We start from the raw sequence: 17,978 nt of genomic DNA, 5'->3' as shown, positions 1-17,978 counted from the left end.
CCGCTGGGAGCGCGGGCTTTTCATTGCCTCGAAGTTGAGAATGGTTTGCAAAGTCAAAAAGCCGAGCGTAGGGTGCTCGCCGCTCGATGCGTCCCCAACACTTGAACCCCCTCCTGAGTTTGCTGTGCGCCCCCCTGTTCCTGATGCCTTCCGCGGCCCGCGCCGACGAAGGCCGCGTCGGTGAGAACGAGAAGGACCGCGTCCTGACGGTAGGCAGCAAGCCGAAGCTGGACCTGTCCGTGAACGCGTACGCGGACCTCCAGTTCGCGTACTTCAACTACGGCGAGAACCAGAACCGGGCGAACGGCTCGCAGAAGGACTCGCGGCTCGTGTTCGACACGACGCGCCTGGTGCTGGAGCTGGAAGCGGGGCTGCCGGAGTACGGGCTCGAGGCCGAGTTCGAGGTGGAGTTCGAGCACGGCGGCGCGGGCGCGGCGATGGAGCTGGAGTACGAGGAGTTCGGTGAGTTCGACACCGACGTGGAGAAGGCCGGTGAAGCGCTGGTGGAGGAGCTGTACCTGACGAAGAAGCTGGGCCGGGACGTGGAGCTGTCCGTGGGCCGCTTCTACGTCGCGGTGGGCACGCTCTTCGCGGACTACCTGCCCACGTCCTACCTGGCCACCATCCGCTCCGAGGCGGAGACGCGCATCATCCCCAACACGTGGAACGACATGGGGATGCAGCTGCGATGGGACACGCCCTGGGGCGTGCGGCTCACCGGGCAGGTGGTGAACGGGCTGGACTCCACGGGCTTCAATTCGAATACGTGGGTGGCCACGGGCCTGCAGCAGCGCTTCGAGCTGGTGCGCGCGTCGGACCTGGCGGGGGTGCTGCGCGCGGACGTGCGGCGCTTCGAGGGCTTCAACTTCGGCGTGTCCGCGTACTACGGCGGCACCACGCGCAACCGGCCCAAGCCGGACCTGGTGAAGCAGTGCGACGACGCGAACCCCAACATGGTGGCGCCGTGCGGATACATCAGCGCGCCCCTGTTCATCGCGGACGTGCACCTGTCGGTGAATCGCAACCGGTGGCGCGCGCACGCGATGGTGATGTACGGCCACCTGGGCAACGCCGCGGCGGTGTCCGCGCGCAACGCGCGTCTGTCCAACCTGCTCAACGTGCTGCGCACGCCGGTGTCCGACAACGCGCTCTCCGCGTGGGGCGAGCTGGGCTACGACATCGCGCCCTGGCTGGGGCTCGACGGGAACCACCGGTTGGAGCCCTACGTCCGCATCGACTACATGGATTCGCAGTTCAAGCCCCGCGCCGAGCTGTTCGACACCCCCCGCTTCGAGCGCACCGTCTACACGGTGGGCACCAGCTACACGCTCGCGGGGCTCGCCGTGCTGAAGCTCGACTTCAGCCAGCGGCGCATGGGCAGCTCCGTCTTCCGGCCTGAGAACGCGCTCCGGATGTCGACGGGCTTCGTCTACTGATCCGCCATCCCCGACTGTCTCAAACGCTGTCGCAAAGAAAGGCATTGAAGGTACACCCCATGTCCTCCCGTTCCCTGAAACTCTCCCTGCTCGTGGGCGGAGCGCTCCTGCTGGGCGCCTGTGGCGATGACGACGACACCAACCTGGAGTCGTTGGATCAGCAGCTCGTCGTGAACTTCGCCGACAACGTGGTGGTGCCCACGTACAACCTGCTCGCCACGCGCATGATTGAGCTGGACGCGGCGGCGCAGGCGCTGAGGAACGCCCCGAGCACGACGACGTTGAAGGGGGCACAGGACGCGTGGTTCGCCGCGCGCGTGCCGTGGGAGCAGAGCGAGTCCTTCCTGTTCGGGCCGGTGGACAGCAACGGGTGGGACCCGGCGATGGACAGCTGGCCGGTGAACCGCACGGACCTGGACGCGGTGCTCGGCAACAACGACACGCTGTCCCAGCAGTACGTGAGCAACCTGCAGGAGACGCAGAAGGGCTTCCACACGACGGAGTACCTGCTCTTCGGCGAGGGCCAGGTGAAGAAGCCGGAGGAGTTCAACGCGCGCCAGTTCGAGTACCTGCTCGCGCTGACGGCGGAGCTGAAGACGGTGTCCGGCAACCTGGCGGCGTCCTGGGCGACCGGCGTGAACGGCCAGGCGCCGTACCGCGACACGCTGGCCACCGCGGGTGGGTCTGGCAACACGGCGTACCCCACGGTGGAGGCGGGCGCGCAGGAGATGCTGGGCGGCATCCTGGTCATCCTGGACGAGGTGGCCAACGGGAAGATCGCCGACCCGTACGACGCGAAGGACGCGAACCTGGTGGAGAGCCAGTTCGCGCTCAACTCGCTGTCTGACTTCACCAACAACATGCGCAGCGTGGAGAACGTCTACCTGGGCCACCGCCCGGAGACCGCGCAGAAGGGCCTGTCCATGTCGGACGTGGTGAAGGAGCGCGACGCGGCGCTGGACACGCGCGTGAAGGCGGAGATCGCGGCGGCCATCGCGGCGCTGGGCAAGGTGCCGGAGCCGTTCCCGGTGTCCATCAAGGACCCGGCCTCCGCGGATGAAATCGAGGGTGCGCAGGCCGCCATCCGCAAGCTGCACGACACCTTCCAGGTGGACGTGAAGGCTATCATCCTTCCCTGATGTGGGAGCGGGGGAACGCAATGCGACAGACGCTGGGACTCGGACTGCTGCTGTGGCTCGCGGGCTGCGGCACGGAAGCCGAAGCCCCTGGGGCTTCGCCACGCGCGGGGGGCGACACGACCATCGACGACCGCACGTCGCGAGCGTTCGCGCAGCCCGCCCCCAACCTCACCACGGAGCATGAAGCGCTTCACCGCGAGGGCGACGCCGCCTTCGCGGCCGTCTTCGTGCCCGGCCCCGCCCCGGTGAACCCGGGGTTGGGGCCCGCGTACAACAACGCCTCCTGCAATGGCTGTCACCTGCGCAACGGGCGGGGCATGCCGGTGATGGGGGGCGGACCGACGCGCACGCAATTGCTGGTGCGCGTGAGCCTTCCGGACGGCACGCCAGAGCACCCGAACGGCTCGGTGCCGGTGCCCGGGCTGGGGCTCCAGATTCAAGACCAGGCCGTCTACGGCGCGTCGCCGGAGGCCACCGTGACGCTCGCGTGGGAGGAGCGCGCGGGGAAGTACGCGGACGGGACGGCCTATGGCCTGCGCTCGCCGCGCATCACCATCGTGATGCCGGACGGTTCGTCCCCGTCCGCGGGAATGCTCACGTCGCTGCGCCTGCCGCCGCCGGTGGTGGGACTGGGACTGCTGGAAGCGGTGGACTTGGCCACGCTGCGGGCGCTGGAAGACCCCACGGATGCGAACGGCGACGGGATTTCCGGCCGGCTGAACACCGTGTGGGACGTGCAGGCGCTCGCGCTGGTGCCGGGGCGCTTCGGGTGGAAGGCGAACAGCCCCAACCTGCGGCAGCAGTCAGCGGAGGCCTATTTCAACGACATGGGGATTACGAATCCCCTCTTCCCGGACGCGGGGGGCGGCTTCGAGCTGCCCATGAAGACGCTGGACTCAGCGGTGTTCTACGCGCAGTCGCTCGGGGTGCCGGCGCGCACGGCGCTGGACAACGCGGCGGTGAAGCGCGGCGAGACGAAGTTCAAGGACCTGGGCTGCGTGAAGTGCCACCGCGACACGCTGGAGACCGGGGAGCACCCGGTAGCGGAGCTGTCGCATCAGCGCATCCACCCGTACACGGACCTGCTGCTGCACGACATGGGCGCGGACCTGGCGGACGGGCGGCCGGATGGGGACGCCACCGGCACCGAGTGGCGCACTGCGCCCCTGTGGGGCCTGGGACTGACACAGACGATTCTTCCGTACTCGGGCTACCTGCACGACGGGCGGGCCCGGACGTTGGAAGAGGCCGTGCTGTGGCACGGTGGTGAGGCGGAGCGGGCGCGGGAGGGGTTCCGCAACCTGTCCGCCAGCGACCGGGACGCGCTGGTGCGCTTCCTCCAGTCGATGTAGCGCCCGGCTTCAGCCGTTGCGGATCATCCCGGCGGCCTGCGACAAGCGGCGGCGCAGCTGCGTCACCACCTCGTTCAGGTCCTCCAGGCGCTGGAGCACGTGCAGGTTCTCGCCCGCGTTCATCAGGGCGACCGGCGTGAGCGTCTCGCGGTGGAGGGCCAGGAGCAGATCGTAGAAGTGCGCCTGCACGTCGCCCAGGGCATCCAGGCCCTCGCGGAGGTCGTCCTCCACGAAGTCCAGCAGGACGGTGGCGTCCTCGCGCACGGGCAGCGTCCGGGCCAGGCGCTCCACGGCCCCGCGAACGGGGTCGGTACGGCGCAACATCGCGGGGGTGGCGAGGGCTGCCACGGGAGGGGGCATGCTCAGGACGCTACAGGTCCGTAGCGCCCGGTCAATTTTCCCACCCCCTGCCCGCCGGTGCGAAACGCGGCCCCGTCAGAGGCGCGGCTCGCGAACCTGTCCGACTGTCGGACAGGTTTGAATCGCATCGGGCGGGCAGGTCACGGCGGCGTCGCGACACTCCCTCAGGGCGCGGGCCCCGCGGCACCACCCGCCGGTGCCGGGGCCGCCGCGGGAGCCGTGGCGGGCGCGGCGTTGGCCGGGGACGGGGTGGCCGGCAACGCGATGCTCGGCGAGGAATTGAGCGGCGCGGGCGTCCCCAGGAGCGGCCCGGGCGTTCCGGTGTTGAGCGGCGCGGGCGTGCCCAGGATGGGCGACGCCGGCGTGGTGGAGGACTGCGACAGCGGTGGAACCGTGGCGAGGATGCCCGGGCTCACCTGGCTGGTGCCCACGAAGTTGTTGAAGTCCGGCGCGGACATCTGCGGCGCGGTGAAGCCTCCCACGGACACGCCCGCCACCGTCGGCGGCGTGGCGAACGTCCCCTGCCCCACCGGGGCCGCGGAGCCCGGCGTGACTCCCGACACCACCGAGGGCGGATTGGTGGGCGCCGAGGGCGCGAACGACCCGCTGTACGTCGAAGGCGCCTCCGAAGGCAGTGCGGGCGCCGAAGGCAGGATGACCGTCGTCGTCCCCGCCGCGCCCACCTCCGGAATCACCGCGCCGGTCCCCGGCCCCGCAGTGGTCGCGACACCCGTCGTCCCCACCGTGCCGCTGCCGCCCGTGCCCTGCGCGAAGCGTGGCGCGGACATGGGCGCCACCGCCGCCGGGAACGCCGTGGGCGCCACCGGCGTCAGCGTCGCGAGCGACGAGGGCATCTCCCCTGTCGTGGGCACCACCGCCAGCGACGGCACCCGCGTCCCCTCCACTTCGATGGACACGTTGTCGAACAGGAACTGGATGAACCCGCGCGGCTCCGCCTGCGGCGGCAGGTTCCACACCACCACCACCAGCTCCGTGTCCCCGGGCCGCGCTTCGCGCAACAGCCGCGTCGTGTCGTCATCCGAGAACGTGCCCGCGTCCAACGCCGCCGCGTGCACCAGCGCCGAGTCCGTAAGCAGCGTCCCGTTGCGCCACACGCTGCCAATGCCCCAGACGGCCATCGCCGCGTGCGCGCGCGTCGTGGCACGCCAGCCAATGCCTGTTTCGCCGTAGATGGGCGTGCCCATCAGCACCCCGCCCTCGATGAGGTGCGGCGGCGGTGGGGGGAGCGGCCCGGCGGGCACCGGCGACATCGCCTGCACTGGCGGGAAGCCCGTCTGCGTCAGCTCCACGCGGTACTCGGTGCCACCCACGCGCAGGCTCGCGGAGAGCTGCGCCTTGTCGCCGAAGGTCGCGTTCGGCATGCCGACCCGATCCCGCACGGAGAACGACGCCTGCCCCGTGCCCCGCTCGGTCAAGTCGTTGAACGGTAGGGGACCTTCAAAGAAGTAACCGTCCGGCCGCTCGGTCCTCGCGCTGGCCTCCCGGCCCTCGAACGTGAACCCGTCGCTCCCTGGCGCCGCCGCCAGGACACCGGACAGCAAGATGCTCGTGATTGAACCCGCCATCGACGCTGCCTCCCTTGAACTTGAAGGTAGGCAGCGGAGCGGGCCGTGGCACGCCCCGGGACTAAATCAGACCGCGGGCGCGGCGGATCTGCTCGACCGTCTTGTTGTACTCGATGTCGAAGGCGCTCGTGCCTTCCTGCAGGTGCTTCAGCCGCGAGCGGGCCTCCCGGTCGATCTCGTCGTCGACGTCCAGGTGCTTCTTCATGCCCTGGAACATCTTCTGACGCAGCACGTTGTCGGGGGAGTAGACCTCCTCGACGTTCCGGCTGATGAGGAGGAACTCAATCATCTGGTTGATGACGTACTCGATGCCCTCGTCCCCCATCTTGAAGCCGCGCACGTCCGCCATCTCGCGCTTCACCTGGTTGAACTTGGAGTAGTCATATCCCCGACGCTCCAGGGCCTCGCGCGTCGCCTGGTTCACACGCTCTTCGTTGGCGAGGTACTCGCGCATGATGGCGGAGAGATCCATCTCGGCGTCGGCCACGCGCATCGGCTCCACCTCGATGTCCCCGTCCTGCATGAGCTGCTGAATGGCCTCGCGCGAGATGATCGGGATCACCTTCGGATACAGCCTCATGTCGGTCCCTCGTCCTCTTCAAACGTGCTCGGATCTTCAACCGCTATAAATCAGCGCGGAGCATGGTCGCAATGAAAAACCCTAGGAACGTCGCGGGTTCCAGCGGCCAGTCCCCCCGGCGTCCGAAGCGGAACTTAATCATGCCGCACCGGGTGGCGACCCTCCATCCGCTTTTTCGTGCACGGGTTCGGAAGCGTCATCCAGGGACGCCTCGCGCACCGGGTCCTCGGTGTCGTCCTCGGGGTCGCCATGCAGACCCGCGTGGACGCGCTCGGCCATCGCCGGGCCCACGACCTCGGTCAGCTCCTCGATGCTGGCCTCGCCCACCCGCTTGAGAGAACCGAAGTGGCGCAGCAACATCTTCCGCCGGCCTTCCCCCACGCCGGGGATGTCCTCCAGCGCGGAACGCAAGGAACTCTTGCGCATGGATTTGCCCTGGAAGGTGATGGCGAAGCGGTGCGCCTCATCCCGCATGCGCGTGAGCATGAACATTTCCGCTGAATTCTGCGGCAGGACGATGGGATCCTTGCGACCCAGGACGAAGACGCGCTCGGGACTCTTCGCGCTCTCCGCGTCCCGGTCAAAAACTTCTTGATCGCGGCTCTTGGCCAGGCCCACCACGTCCACGCCCTCCACACCCAGGTCCTTCATGGCCGCGTGCGCGCTGGCGAGCTGACCCTTGCCGCCGTCGATGACGAGCAGGTCCGGCAGTTCGTTGTCCTCCAGGCCGCGCTTGAGCCGGCGGGTGATGACCTCGTACATGCTGGCGAAGTCGTCCTGCTTCTCCACCGATTTGATCTTGTATTTGCGGTAGCGCGACTTGTCCGTCTCCCCGTCCGTCACGGCCACCTGTGAGGCCACGATGGAAGAACTCTGGAAGTGGGAGATGTCGAAGCACTCCATGCGACGCGGGAAGTTGCGCAGGCCCAGCTTGGACTGGAGCCGGGACAGGACTGTGTCCGTTTCGTCCTTGGTGCGCTTGCGCTCCACGAACGCCTGCTCCGCGTTCTTCACCGCCATGTTCACCAGCTCATGCTTCTCCCCGCGCTTGGGGACGAAGACGCGCACGCGCTCGCCCTTGCGCTCCGTGAGCAGGGCCTCCAGGCCGTCGGTGCCGTCACCGGGCTCCAGGGGCAGCAGGATCTCCTCCGGCACGAAGCCGCCCTGGTCGTAGTAGAGGTTCACGAACGAGGCGAGCAGCTCGTCGTCCGGGAACTCCTGGCTGCCGAAGGGGAAGGCCTGGCCGCCGTTGAGCCGGCCCTGCCGCACGTGCAGCACGTAGAACAGGATGCGGTCGCCCTCGCGGAACAGGGCGAACACGTCCTGGTCCTTGAAGTCCGTGGTGGCCACCTTCTGGCGCTCCAGGCTGCGCTCGATGGCGAGCAGCTGGTCACGCACCCGCGCGGCCTCCTCGAACTTCAGCTCCATGGACGCGCGCTTCATCCGCGCGCGCAGCCCTTCGATGAGCTGCCCGGCCTTGCCCTCCAGGAACATGGCCACCTCGTCCACGCTCTTGCGGTAGTCCTCCGGGGGCACCGGGTAGACGCATGGGGCCGGACACCGTCCGATTTGATGCAGCAGGCACGGCCGCTTGCGGTTGGCGAGCACGTGGTCCGTGCAGGTGCGCAGGCGGAAGAAGCGGTTGATGAGGCGCAGCGTTTCGCGGATGGCACCCGCGCTGGAGTACGGCCCGAAGTAGCGCGCGCCGTCCTTTTCGTACTTGCGCACCACCTCCAGCCGGGGGAACGACTGGCTGCGGTCCAGGCGCAGGGAGATGAACTGCTTGTCGTCCTTGAGCAGGACGTTGAAGCGCGGCTTGTGCTTCTTGATCAGCTCGTTTTCAAGAAGCAGTGCCTCCTTCTCGTTGTGGACGAGCACCGTCTCCAGGTCGCCCAGCATCGTGTCCAGCAGGGACACGAAGACGCGGGTGTCGCCGGAGCGGTTGAAGTAGCTGCGCACGCGGCTGCGCAGGTTGATGGCCTTGCCCACGTAGATGATGGTCCCGCGCTTGTCCTTCATCAGGTACACGCCGGGCTCGGTGGGCAGCGCGTCCAGCTTCTCCTGCAGCCGGATGTCCATGGCGGGCCTCGCTAGTTCTTGCGTGACCGCGAACGGGCCGAGGGCTTGGACGCCCCGGACGCGCCAGAAGAACTGCCACCCGACGAGGACGGACGTCCGCGTCCCCGCCCCTTCTTGGGCGTGGTGCCGGGCTGGTCCACCGCCTTGGGCGGCGCGCGCAAGAGCGAGCGAGAAGCGGGCTTGAGCCCCAGGTCCATGTCCTTGAGCAGCTGGACGCGGTCGCGGAACTCGGCGGCCTTCTCGAACTGCATCTCGTCCGCGGCCTTGAGCATGTCGGCGCTGAACTCCTTGATGAGGCGCTGGATCTCCTTGGGCTCCAGCAGGTCGTTCTCGCCTTCGGCCGCCATGGGCAGCGCGCCCGCGCCCGCGTCGTAGTCCGGGATGTTCTCCGTGAAGTCGGTGATGTTGCTCTTCACGGACCGCGGCGTGATGCCGTGCTCCAGGTTGTACGCGCGCTGGATGTCGCGGCGGCGCGCGGTCTCCTCCATGGCGCGCTTCATGGAGTCGGTCATCTGGTCCGAATACATGATGACGCGCCCGTTCACGTTGCGCGCCGCACGGCCAATGGTCTGGATGAGCGACACGTGGCTGCGCAGGAAGCCTTCCTTGTCGGCGTCCAGGATGGCCACGAGCGACACCTCCGGGATGTCCAGGCCCTCACGCAGCAGGTTGATGCCCACGAGCACGTCGAACTCGCCCCGGCGCAGGTCGCGGATGATGGCCATGCGCTGGATGGCGTCGATGTCCGAGTGCAGGTAGCGGACCTTCACGCCCACGTCGCTGTAGTACTCGGTGAGGTCCTCCGCCATGCGCTTGGTGAGCGTCGTCACCAGCACGCGCTCCTTGCGCGACACGCGCACGCGGACCTCTTCCAGCAGGTCGTCCACCTGGTTGCCGGCGGGGCGCGTCTCCACCTCCGGGTCGGTGAGGCCGGTGGGGCGGATGATCTGCTCCACCACCACGCCCTTGGACTTCTGCAGCTCGTACTCGGCGGGGGTCGCGGAGACGAAGACGGCCTGGGGGACCATCTCCTCGAACTCGACGAACTTCAGCGGCCGGTTGTCCAGCGCGCTGGGCATGCGGAAGCCGAAGTTGACCAGCGTCTCCTTGCGGGCGCGGTCGCCGCGGTACATGGCGCCAATCTGGGACACCGTCTGGTGGCTCTCGTCGATGAGCACCAGCAGGTCGCGAGGGAAGTAGTCGATGAGGCACGGGGCCGACTCACCCGGCGCGCGCCCGGTGAAGTGGCGCGAGTAGTTCTCGATGCCGTTGCAGTAGCCGACCTGTTCGATCATCTCCAGGTCGAACATGGTGCGCTGCTCCAGCCGCTGCGCCTCCAGCAGCTTGCCCTCCGCCTTGAACTTCTGGAGCTGTTCGGCAAGCTCGTCGCGGATGGTGCGCATGGCGTTCTGCCGCGCTTCGGGGCCCGCGACGTAGTGGCTGGCGGGGAAGATGACGATCTTCTCCAGCTGGCCCAGGGTCTGGCCGCGCAGCGGGTCGAACTCGGTGATGCGCTCCACCTCGTCGCCGAAGAAGCTGACGCGCACGGCGCGCTCTTCCTCGTAGGCGGGGAACACCTCCACGGTGTCGCCGCGGGCGCGGAAGGTGCCGCGGTGGAAGTCCAGGTCGTTGCGCTCGTACTGGGCCTCCACCAGCTTGCGCATGAAGCCGTCGCGGCCCATGTCCTCGCCCACGCTGGCGCGGATGGCCAGGTCCACGTAGCTGCGCGCGGCGCCCAGGCCGTAGATGCAGGACACGCTGGCCACGATGATGACGTCGCTGCGGGTGCGCAGGCTGTGCGTCGCCGAGTGGCGCATCCGTTCGATGTTGTCGTTGATGGACGAGTCCTTCTCGATGAAGGTGTCCGTCGACGGGACGTAGGCCTCGGGCTGGTAGTAGTCGTAGTACGAGACGAAGTACTCGACGGCGTTGCTGGGGAAGAGCGACTTGAACTCGCCGTACAGCTGCGCCGCCAGCGTCTTGTTGTGCGCGATGACCAGCGCGGGCCGCTGCACGTTGGCGATGAGGTTCGCCATCGTGAACGTCTTTCCCGAGCCGGTGACGCCCAGGAGGGTCTGGTAGCGGTCGCCGCGAAGCAGGCCCTCGGTCAGCTCCCCGATGGCCCTGGGCTGGTCGCCTTCTGGCTTGTGCTCACTGACGAGTTCGAACTCCGGCATAGGGGACAGATCTAACATCCCCGCTGCTTGTGTACTGAACCTTCGTGCACGTCCGTCCGACAAAGGACGGGGCGCCCGCCTACTTCACGGCCGGGGCCTTCAGTGCCTCCAGGGACTTCAGGCGAGCGGCCTCGAACTCGTCCCCCTTGTTCCACACGGGCATCCGCTGGGCCTTCGCCACCTGGGCGCCCACGAGGAAGAACAGCCGGGTGTCCTCCACGGCGCCGGACAGGTCCCACTCCGGGCGGACCTCGTCGGAGGGCTGGTGGTAGTGCTTCGCCTCCCACTGGCCGCGCTGCGCCTTGCCCCAGCCCTCCGGCCGGCCAATGAAGTCCATGCCGCTGCCGAAGTAGGCGGCGGGGATGCCATGCCGCGCGAAGTTGAATTGATCCGAGCGGTAGAAGAACCCGCGGTCGGAGAGCTGATCCGCCTTCACCGTGCGGCCCTGCGTCTTCGCCATCGCGGTGACGAAGGTGTCCAGGGAGGACTTGCCCAGGCCGATGACGGTGATGTCGCGCGTGCGGCCCAGCACGTTGCCGCCGTCCACGTTGATGTTCGCGGCGATGCGGCCCGAGGGCACGGGAGGATGCGCCGCGAGGTACGCGGAGCCCAGCAGGCCGTACTCCTCCGCGGCCACCGCGGCGAAGAGGATGGAGCGGCGCGGCGGCGTGGGCAGCGAGGTGAAGGCGCGGGCCACGGACAGCATCGAGGCGACGCCGGCCGCGTTGTCCAGGGCGCCGTTGTAGATGACGTCCTCACCGGGCTTGCCGTCGTCCTTCTTGCCCAGGTGATCATGGTGCGCGCTGTAGAGCACCACTTCCTTCGCCAGCGTGGGGTCGCTGCCAGGGAGCAGGCCCAGCACGTTCGCGGTGGGCCGGCGGCGCACCTCGTTGGACAGGCGCAGGGACAGCGTCACGCCCAGCGGCACCGGGCGGAAGTCGCGCTTCTGCGCGGAGGCGCGCAGCGCGTCCAGGTCCTGCCCCGCGAGCTTCATCACCTGCTTCGTGGCGTCCTCGGTCGTCCAGGCCTTCACCTGGAGGCGGGGCCCGTCGCCCGCGGGCAGTTCGAACTGCTCTCCGGTCCACGACGTGCGCACCACCTGCCACGGATAGCCCGCGCTGGGCGTGGTGTGGATGATGATGGCGCCCGCCGCGCCCGTCTTCGCCGCCTGCTCGTATTTGTAGTCCCAGCGGCCGTACCAGAGGCGCGCCTTGCCGCCGAAGAGGCGCGGGTCGTCCTCCGGATCATTGTTGAGGATGACCAGCGTCTTGCCCTTCAGGTCCGCGCCCTTGAAGTCGTCCCACTGGTACTCCGGCGCGACGATGCCGTAGCCCACGAACACCAGCTCGGACGCGTCCAGCTTCGCCTCCGGGGCCTGCACGCCGGACACGGCGATGAAGTCCTCGCGCGGCTGGAGCTCCACGCGGCCCTCCTTCGCCTGGAAGGTCATGGGGCCCGGGCGGCTGTGGATGCCCATCAGGTCGAAGCGCTGGAGGTAGCTGCCGTCCTCCGCGCCCGGCTTGAGGCCCAGGCCCTCGAACTGCGTGGCGATGTACTCCTGCGCCAGCGCGTCGCCGCGCGTGCCGGGGCCGCGGCCTTCCAGCAGGTCGCTCGCGAGGAAGCGCACGTGCGCGCGCAGGAGGTCCGCCGTGATGGCCTGTTCGGCCGTCTTCTCCTGCGGCGTGACAGAGGGCGCGCCCGCCGCCAGGACGGGCACCGAGCCCAGGGAGCACAGCGAGACGAACAGCGCGGGGAGGAGCCTCATGGGCCCGTGCGTAGCATGGCCGCACGGGCGCCCCCCAGCGGGTTTTCAGGAGGCGGGCGCCGCCACCTTCCAGGAGGTCCCGGCAGGCGTGTCCATGATGTCCACGCCCAGGGTCTTGAGGGCGCCTCGCACCTCGTCCGCCTTCGCGAAGTCCTTCGCGGCGCGCGCGGCGGTCCGCTCGGAGAGCAGCCGCTCCACCTCCGCCACGTCGATGCCGCGCTCACGCACCGCGCGGTCGCGACGGCGCAGGAGCCACTCGCCCGGGTCGTCCTCGAAGACGCCCAGGACGCGGGACGTTTCGCGCACCTGCTCGCGCAGCGCCTGGAGCGTGCGGCCCACCAGCGGCTTGTCCTTCACGGGCGGCTTGTCGGTGAGCTCGTTCATGAAGCCGAAGAGCCCGGACAGCGCGCCCAGCGCGCTCGCGGTGTTGAAGTCGTCGTCCATGGCGGACTCGAACTCCGTGAGGAAGCGCGCGGGGTCGCCGTGCAGCGGGCCCTTGCCGAAGTCCTTGCCCGCCACGCGCTCGTCCACCTTGCGCAGCGTTTCGTAGAAGTACTCCATGCGCCCTTCCGCGTCCTGGAGCGCCTTCTCCCCGAAGTTGAGCGGGTGGCGGTAGTGCGTGGAGAGGAAGAAGAAGCGCAGGGCCTCCGCGTCCACCTTGGCGAGCGCGTCGCGCAGGCGCACCACGTTGCCCAGCGACTTGGACATCTTCGCGCCTTCCAGGTCCAGGAAGCCGCAGTGCATCCAGTACTTCGCCATCGTCTGGCCGGTGGCGGACTCGCTCTGGGCGATCTCGTTCTCGTGGTGAGGGAAGATGAGGTCCAACGCCCCGCCGTGGATGTCGAACGTGCGGCCCAGGAACTTCTCGCTCATCGCGGAGCACTCGATGTGCCAGCCCGGACGGCCCTTGCCCCAGGGGCTGTCCCACGACGGCTCACCGGGCTTCGCCGTCTTCCACAGCGCGAAATCCAGCGGCTGGCGCTTGAGGTCGCCGGGATGCACGCGCTCGCCCTGGCACAGGTCGTCCAGGTGGCGCTTGGACAGCTTCGCGTAGTCCTCGTCCTTGTCGACGGCGAAGTACACGTCGCCCTTCGCCTCGTAGGCGTAGCCCTTGTCCACGAGCGTCTGGATGATGGCGACGATCTCCGGGATGGTCTCGCTCACGCGCGGGGACACGTCCGGTTCGCGCAGGTGCAGCGCGCGGGCGTCCTCGCGGAAGGCCTCCACGAAGCGCGAGGCCAGGTCCACGGGCGCCTCGCCCGTCTCGTGCGCGGCCTTGATGATCTTGTCGTCGACGTCCGTGTAGTTGCGCACGTACGTCACCTTGAAGCCCCGGTAGCGCAGGTATCGGACCACCACGTCGAACGACGTGAAGGTGCGTGCATTCCCGATATGGATGTAGCTGTAGACCGTAGGCCCACAGACGTAGACCTTCACTTCGCCGGGCACGAGCGGCTCCAGCGGCTCCTTCTGCATGGACATCGTGTTGAAGAGCCGGATGGATGAGGGGGCCACGGTGGAGGGTCCTCCTTTGGGAACAGGGCGGGCGCGGCACTTGCGCAACGCGATACACACTCTAGGATCCCGGGTCCCACACAGGCCAGCACTTGGCGTTGGAAGCGTCGGATAGGGAGAATCGCCGCATGGCTCCGCCGAATCCGAAGCGTCCGCCGCGCCCTCCCCGCCCTCCGGGGCAGCAGGCGTCGTCGGATGACCCGTCGGAGGAGCTCCCGTTCGACGACGACGAGGTGGCCCCCCTTCAGGCGGATGATCCTCGCCCGCAGCGCGTGCCCCAGTATCCGGCAGGCCCCCGGAAGGCGAAGCGGCGAGGCCCGGGCGAGCGCGCCCGGTCGGACCGCGAGCTGTCTCCCCGGTATGACTGGGCGAAGGAGTACTCGGATCCGGGCCTGACGCCCGCGTTCGTGTACGTGGAGCGCGGGCCGGGTGCCGGGCAGCTCGTGCCCCTGCGCCAGGGCTCCATCACGCTGGGGCGGTCCTCCACGTCGGACCTGCGGCTCCAGCATGCGTCCATCAGCCGGCGCCATGCCCAGCTGACCCGGCGGGGCAATGTCTTCATGGTGCGCGACCTGGGCAGCCAGAACGGCACCTTCGTCAACCGCCTGCGCATCAAGGGCGAGGTGGAGATCAAGCCTGGCGACGAGCTGAGCCTGGGCAACGCGACCTTGCGGCTGCGCGGCTCAGGGGCCGGGCCGACGGTGAGCCGGACGGCGTTCGATCCGCTGCTGCCTCGCATGGCGAAGCGCCGGCGGAATGGGGTCGCTGTGGCGGTGGCCGCGGCGGTCGTGGGCTCCGCGGTCGCGGCGTTGATCAGCGTGGTGGCCGTGCGTACGGCGGACCGGAATCCCGCGGAAGGCGCGCCCGCCAGGGAGCCTGGACCTCCAGCAGTGCCCGCCAAGGAGGCCCAGGAGACCGAGGCGGCGGCGCCCGCGAAGGATTCCAATCACGGGAGCCTGGGAGCGGCGAAGGACCTCAGCGCTTCGGACATCTCGCGAAGGGCTCAATCGGGCCAGGTGTCTCCGAGTGCCTCGGACATCGCGCGCGGCCTGCATCCGAGCACCGGGGCGACATCGAGGAACGCCGCTCCGAGCGCCCAGGAGGTCGCGAAGGGCTCGGGGGCCGCGAAGGCGGGCGAACCCCATACGCTCTCTTCGAGCGCGGGCCAGGTCGCTGCCGCGTCCGGACGGAAATCCCTGCCCTCGACCGAACAGGCGGGGCCTCCGGACGAGCGCCAGCGCGCGGACATCCTCGCTCGCTATGAATCTGGTGACGTCGCCGGGGCGTTGGCCCAGGCGAAGCGCGCGAACCTCACGCCCCTGGTGCAACAGCTCACCCGCTTCCAGACCGCCGAAGCCACGGCCCGGACCGCCCTGGCGCAGAAGGACCGTCCCCGGGCGCTCGATGCGCTCAGCGCCGCCGTGCGGGCGGACAAGGAGCTGTCCCAGGGCTGGAGCCGTCAGGGGGTCGCCCTCCGCCGCCAGCTCGTTGGGCTGTACGTGCGCATGGGCCAGGAAGCCGTTCAGGCCCAGCGCTTCGCCGACGCCCGCGCGGCCTTCACCGCCGCGCTCGAGTACGACGCGGACAACGCCGAGGCCCACTCACAGCTGGCGGCACTGGCCACCCAGGCGCCTTGAGGCTCACGGGGCCTGGCGCGTGCCGGGCCCCAGAAACACGACGCCCCGGATTCCATCGAGGGAACCCGGGGCGCGGGGTGCGAACGCGACAGATACTGGGGCCTTCGCGTCACGCGGGGACTCAGGCGAGGTTGAAGATCTTCTTCAGGTCGGACTCGACCTCTTCCTCGGTGCAGTCCTTGGCCAGCGACAGCTCCTTGATCAGCAGGGAGCGCGCCGTATCGAGCATCTTGCGCTCGCCGAACGACAGGTCCTTGTCGCCCTTGAGCAGGTAGAGGTCGCGGAGCACCTCGGCGATTTCGAAGACGGAGCCCGTCTTGATCTTCTCCATGTACTCGCGGTACCGGCGGTTCCACGTGGTGGAGTCGACGGAGATGTCCTTCTCGCGGAGGATGGAATAGACCTGCTTGACGTCCTCTTCGCTGATGATTTCCCGGAGGCCGACCGATCCGACCTTGTTGATCGGGATCATGATCCGCATCCCGTTCTCCAGGATGCGCAGCACGTAGAACGACTGGCGCTGCCCGGCGACCTCGGTGTGCTCGATGCCCATCACCTCACCGACGCCCTGGCCCGGATAAACCGCCTTGTCACCAGTCTTGAAGCTGGTCTGCACTAACTGCCTCCTTGGAGAAAGCTTCGACCCCGGCCTTCACGCCCGCCACTACTACCACAAACTACATCCACGGGCAACGAAATCGCCTTGACCACCCGATGACAGCCACACTACGGTGTCCGGTTTTGTGTGCGGTGTCGCTCGGTGTGAGCGCCGCGAGACGGACGGGGCGGTGGGTGGGGGTGGGTGTTGGTTCGTTATTCGTGGCGCGACCTGGGTACGCGTCCGTTGTTCTTTCCAGCGCTGAGCCTCTTGCTCGGCGCCCTCTGGGCAACCGGAACAGAGAGCTTCGCCGGGGTATTTCTCCTCTGCGCGCTTTGCCTGGGTGGGTTGGGCGTGGCGCTCGGCCCCTTGCCTGGAGCGCATCTGGCGGTGCTCAGCGCGCTGGCCCTGACAGGCGCGGGGCTTTCCGCCCTGGAGGCCCGGGTCGACCTCCCTCCCTCCCTGAAAGAAGGCGGCAGCGCGGTCCTTGAAGGCGAGCTGGAGCGCGTGGAGCGCTTCGATGGCGCCGTGAGACTGCGGCTCGCTGTGGCCCGCGCGGGGCTGATTCCAGAGCCTCCGGCCGCCGCCCGCTTCCGCGTCAGCCTTTCCGGACGAGGTGAGGGTCTGGAATTGCACCCCGGGCAGCGCGTGCGGGTGGAAGCGCGGCTCGTGCCGGATGCGCCGCCTTCGAATCCGGGCGAGCGGGACTTCTCGTCGGCGCGGCGGCGGCAGGGCGTGGCCTTCACGGGCGGCTTCGTTCCGGGGCGCGTGCTGGCGCTCTCCCCTGCCCCCTCGTGGCGGCTCGCGCTGGAGGACGTGCGCGGACGGCTGACGACGGTGGTGCATGGGGTGGCGCCCTCGGCGGACGCGGCGGCGCTGTTCCTCACGCTGGCCGCCGGGCAGCGCGCGGACCTGGATGCCTCCTGGGAGGACGCGTTCTCGCGGGCGGGGCTCGCGCATGTGCTCAGTGTCAGTGGGCTTCACGTGGCGGCGCTCGCGCTGATGACGCTCGCGCTGCTCAGGCGGGGGATGGTGCGGCTGGGTGGACGCTGGCGGACGCTGGAGGCACGGCGCTGGGCGGCTCCGGCCGCGGTGCCCTTCGTCTGGGCCTACGTGCTCTTCACGGGGAACCAGGCGCCCGCGGTGCGCTCGGCGGTGATGGCCACGGCGGTGCTGCTGGGCCTGTCGCTGTGGCGGCGCGCGGATGGGCTGAATGGCTTGTCGCTGGCGGCGCTGGTGCTCGTGGCCTGGACGCCTTCCAGCGTCGTGGACCTGTCGCTCCGGCTGTCGTTCCTCGCGGTGCTGGGGCTGGTGCTGCTGTCGCCCGCGCTGCGCGAGGCCCTTCCCCTGGATCGGCCGTCTCCTTCCGAGCCCCGGAGAATGAAACGGTGGGCCGCCCAGGCGCGGGAGACCGTGGCGCAGACGTTGTGCGCGAGCGGCGCGGCAACACTCGTGGGTCTGCCCGTGGTGGCGGCGGCGTTCGGAAGGGTGAGCCTGGCGGGGCTCGTGTCCAACATCGTCGCCCTGCCCTTGTGTGGCGTGCTCACCGGGCTCGCGGCGGGCGGCGCGGCGCTCTTCGTCGTGGCGCCGGTCGTGGCGACGCCGGTGCTGTGGGCAGGCGCCTGGGCGTCGGAGCTCCTCCTCGTGCTGACACGCGTCTTCGCGGCCGTGCCCTTCGCGGCGGTGGAGGTGCCGGGCCTGGGGCCGTGGCTCGGCGGGGCGTACGCGGTGGGGCTGGGCGCCTGGGCCCTGGG

Annotated in this window: 13 protein-coding genes; 5 read left to right on the top strand and 8 right to left on the bottom strand. The window is 69.0% G+C overall.

Annotated features, from left to right (window positions below; all coding sequences use genetic code 11):
• Positions 1-101 precede the first annotated feature (101 nt).
• The 3 genes from D7Y11_RS02730 to D7Y11_RS02720 are packed head-to-tail and all read left to right on the top strand — an operon-like array spanning position 102 to position 3,927.
• The gene (locus tag D7Y11_RS02730) at positions 102-1,436 is read left to right on the top strand and encodes a hypothetical protein (RefSeq protein WP_233607180.1); all 1,335 of its coding nucleotides are present in this window, start codon (positions 102-104) and stop codon (positions 1,434-1,436) included.
• 59 nt (positions 1,437-1,495) lie between these two features.
• A complete protein-coding gene (locus tag D7Y11_RS02725; protein ID WP_121751826.1) occupies positions 1,496-2,575 on the top strand; it encodes an imelysin family protein in 1,080 nt (359 codons plus the stop codon).
• 20 nt (positions 2,576-2,595) lie between these two features.
• Positions 2,596-3,927, top strand: coding sequence for a di-heme oxidoredictase family protein (locus D7Y11_RS02720; protein WP_121751827.1), 1,332 nt, complete (start codon positions 2,596-2,598; stop codon positions 3,925-3,927).
• A gap of 9 nt (positions 3,928-3,936) precedes the next feature.
• On the opposite strand, the gene D7Y11_RS02715 is transcribed toward D7Y11_RS02720, so the two are convergent.
• The 7 genes from D7Y11_RS02715 to cysS all read right to left on the bottom strand — a co-directional run bounded on the left by D7Y11_RS02715 (position 3,937) and on the right by cysS (position 13,989).
• A complete protein-coding gene (locus D7Y11_RS02715; protein ID WP_120574916.1) occupies positions 3,937-4,287 on the bottom strand; it encodes a hypothetical protein in 351 nt (116 codons plus the stop codon).
• Positions 4,288-4,451: 164 nt separating this feature from the next.
• Positions 4,452-5,873, bottom strand: coding sequence for a hypothetical protein (locus D7Y11_RS02710; protein ID WP_126932955.1), 1,422 nt, complete (start codon positions 5,871-5,873; stop codon positions 4,452-4,454).
• Positions 5,874-5,934: 61 nt separating this feature from the next.
• Positions 5,935-6,453 (bottom strand): DUF507 family protein, encoded by a 519-nt coding sequence (locus D7Y11_RS02705; protein WP_014398200.1) that lies wholly within the window; start codon positions 6,451-6,453, stop codon positions 5,935-5,937.
• Between the two features lie 138 nt (positions 6,454-6,591).
• A complete protein-coding gene (uvrC, locus tag D7Y11_RS02700; RefSeq protein ID WP_121751829.1) occupies positions 6,592-8,532 on the bottom strand; it encodes an excinuclease ABC subunit UvrC in 1,941 nt (646 codons plus the stop codon).
• Between the two features lie 11 nt (positions 8,533-8,543).
• Positions 8,544-10,709: an excinuclease ABC subunit UvrB gene (gene uvrB, locus D7Y11_RS02695; protein WP_199745880.1), complete on the bottom strand. Its 2,166-nt coding sequence runs from the start codon at positions 10,707-10,709 to the stop codon at positions 8,544-8,546.
• Between the two features lie 79 nt (positions 10,710-10,788).
• Positions 10,789-12,474, bottom strand: a complete 1,686-nt coding sequence (locus D7Y11_RS02690) for a M28 family metallopeptidase (protein WP_121751831.1) — start codon at positions 12,472-12,474, stop codon at positions 10,789-10,791.
• 45 nt (positions 12,475-12,519) lie between these two features.
• Positions 12,520-13,989 carry a cysteine--tRNA ligase gene (gene cysS / locus D7Y11_RS02685; protein ID WP_120580422.1) on the bottom strand — a complete coding sequence of 490 codons (1,470 nt, stop codon included), beginning with the start codon at positions 13,987-13,989 and terminating at the stop codon, positions 12,520-12,522.
• 128 nt (positions 13,990-14,117) lie between these two features.
• Between cysS and D7Y11_RS02680 the strand changes: the two genes are divergently transcribed.
• The gene (locus tag D7Y11_RS02680; RefSeq protein ID WP_126932954.1) at positions 14,118-15,626 is read left to right on the top strand and encodes an FHA domain-containing protein; all 1,509 of its coding nucleotides are present in this window, start codon (positions 14,118-14,120) and stop codon (positions 15,624-15,626) included.
• A gap of 121 nt (positions 15,627-15,747) precedes the next feature.
• On the opposite strand, the gene D7Y11_RS02675 is transcribed toward D7Y11_RS02680, so the two are convergent.
• Positions 15,748-16,242 (bottom strand): CarD family transcriptional regulator, encoded by a 495-nt coding sequence (locus D7Y11_RS02675; protein WP_120533482.1) that lies wholly within the window; start codon positions 16,240-16,242, stop codon positions 15,748-15,750.
• Positions 16,243-16,431: 189 nt separating this feature from the next.
• On the opposite strand from D7Y11_RS02675, the gene D7Y11_RS02670 reads away from it, so the two are divergent.
• On the top strand, positions 16,432-17,978 hold a 1,547-nt coding region (locus D7Y11_RS02670; RefSeq protein ID WP_148139191.1), incomplete at its 3' end, for a ComEC/Rec2 family competence protein.

Source organism: Corallococcus sp. AB018, assembly GCF_003986945.1.
GTDB lineage: Bacteria > Myxococcota > Myxococcia > Myxococcales > Myxococcaceae > Corallococcus > Corallococcus exiguus.
This window is presented reverse-complemented; position numbering and strand designations above follow the sequence as displayed.

Excerpts from the sequence above, each read along its gene's own strand:
- D7Y11_RS02680 (WP_126932954.1), top strand. The coding sequence starts at position 14,118 with ATGGCTCCGCCGAATCCGAAGCGTCCGCCGCGCCCTCCCCGCCCTCCG.
- D7Y11_RS02720 (WP_121751827.1), top strand. The coding sequence starts at position 2,596 with ATGCGACAGACGCTGGGACTCGGACTGCTGCTGTGGCTCGCGGGCTGC.
- D7Y11_RS02690 (WP_121751831.1), bottom strand. The coding sequence starts at position 12,474 with ATGAGGCTCCTCCCCGCGCTGTTCGTCTCGCTGTGCTCCCTGGGCTCG.
- D7Y11_RS02705 (WP_014398200.1), bottom strand. The coding sequence starts at position 6,453 with ATGAGGCTGTATCCGAAGGTGATCCCGATCATCTCGCGCGAGGCCATT.
- uvrC (WP_121751829.1), bottom strand. The coding sequence starts at position 8,532 with ATGGACATCCGGCTGCAGGAGAAGCTGGACGCGCTGCCCACCGAGCCC.
- D7Y11_RS02725 (WP_121751826.1), top strand. The coding sequence starts at position 1,496 with ATGTCCTCCCGTTCCCTGAAACTCTCCCTGCTCGTGGGCGGAGCGCTC.
- D7Y11_RS02710 (WP_126932955.1), bottom strand. The coding sequence starts at position 5,873 with ATGGCGGGTTCAATCACGAGCATCTTGCTGTCCGGTGTCCTGGCGGCG.
- uvrB (WP_199745880.1), bottom strand. The coding sequence starts at position 10,709 with ATGCCGGAGTTCGAACTCGTCAGTGAGCACAAGCCAGAAGGCGACCAG.
- D7Y11_RS02715 (WP_120574916.1), bottom strand. The coding sequence starts at position 4,287 with ATGCCCCCTCCCGTGGCAGCCCTCGCCACCCCCGCGATGTTGCGCCGT.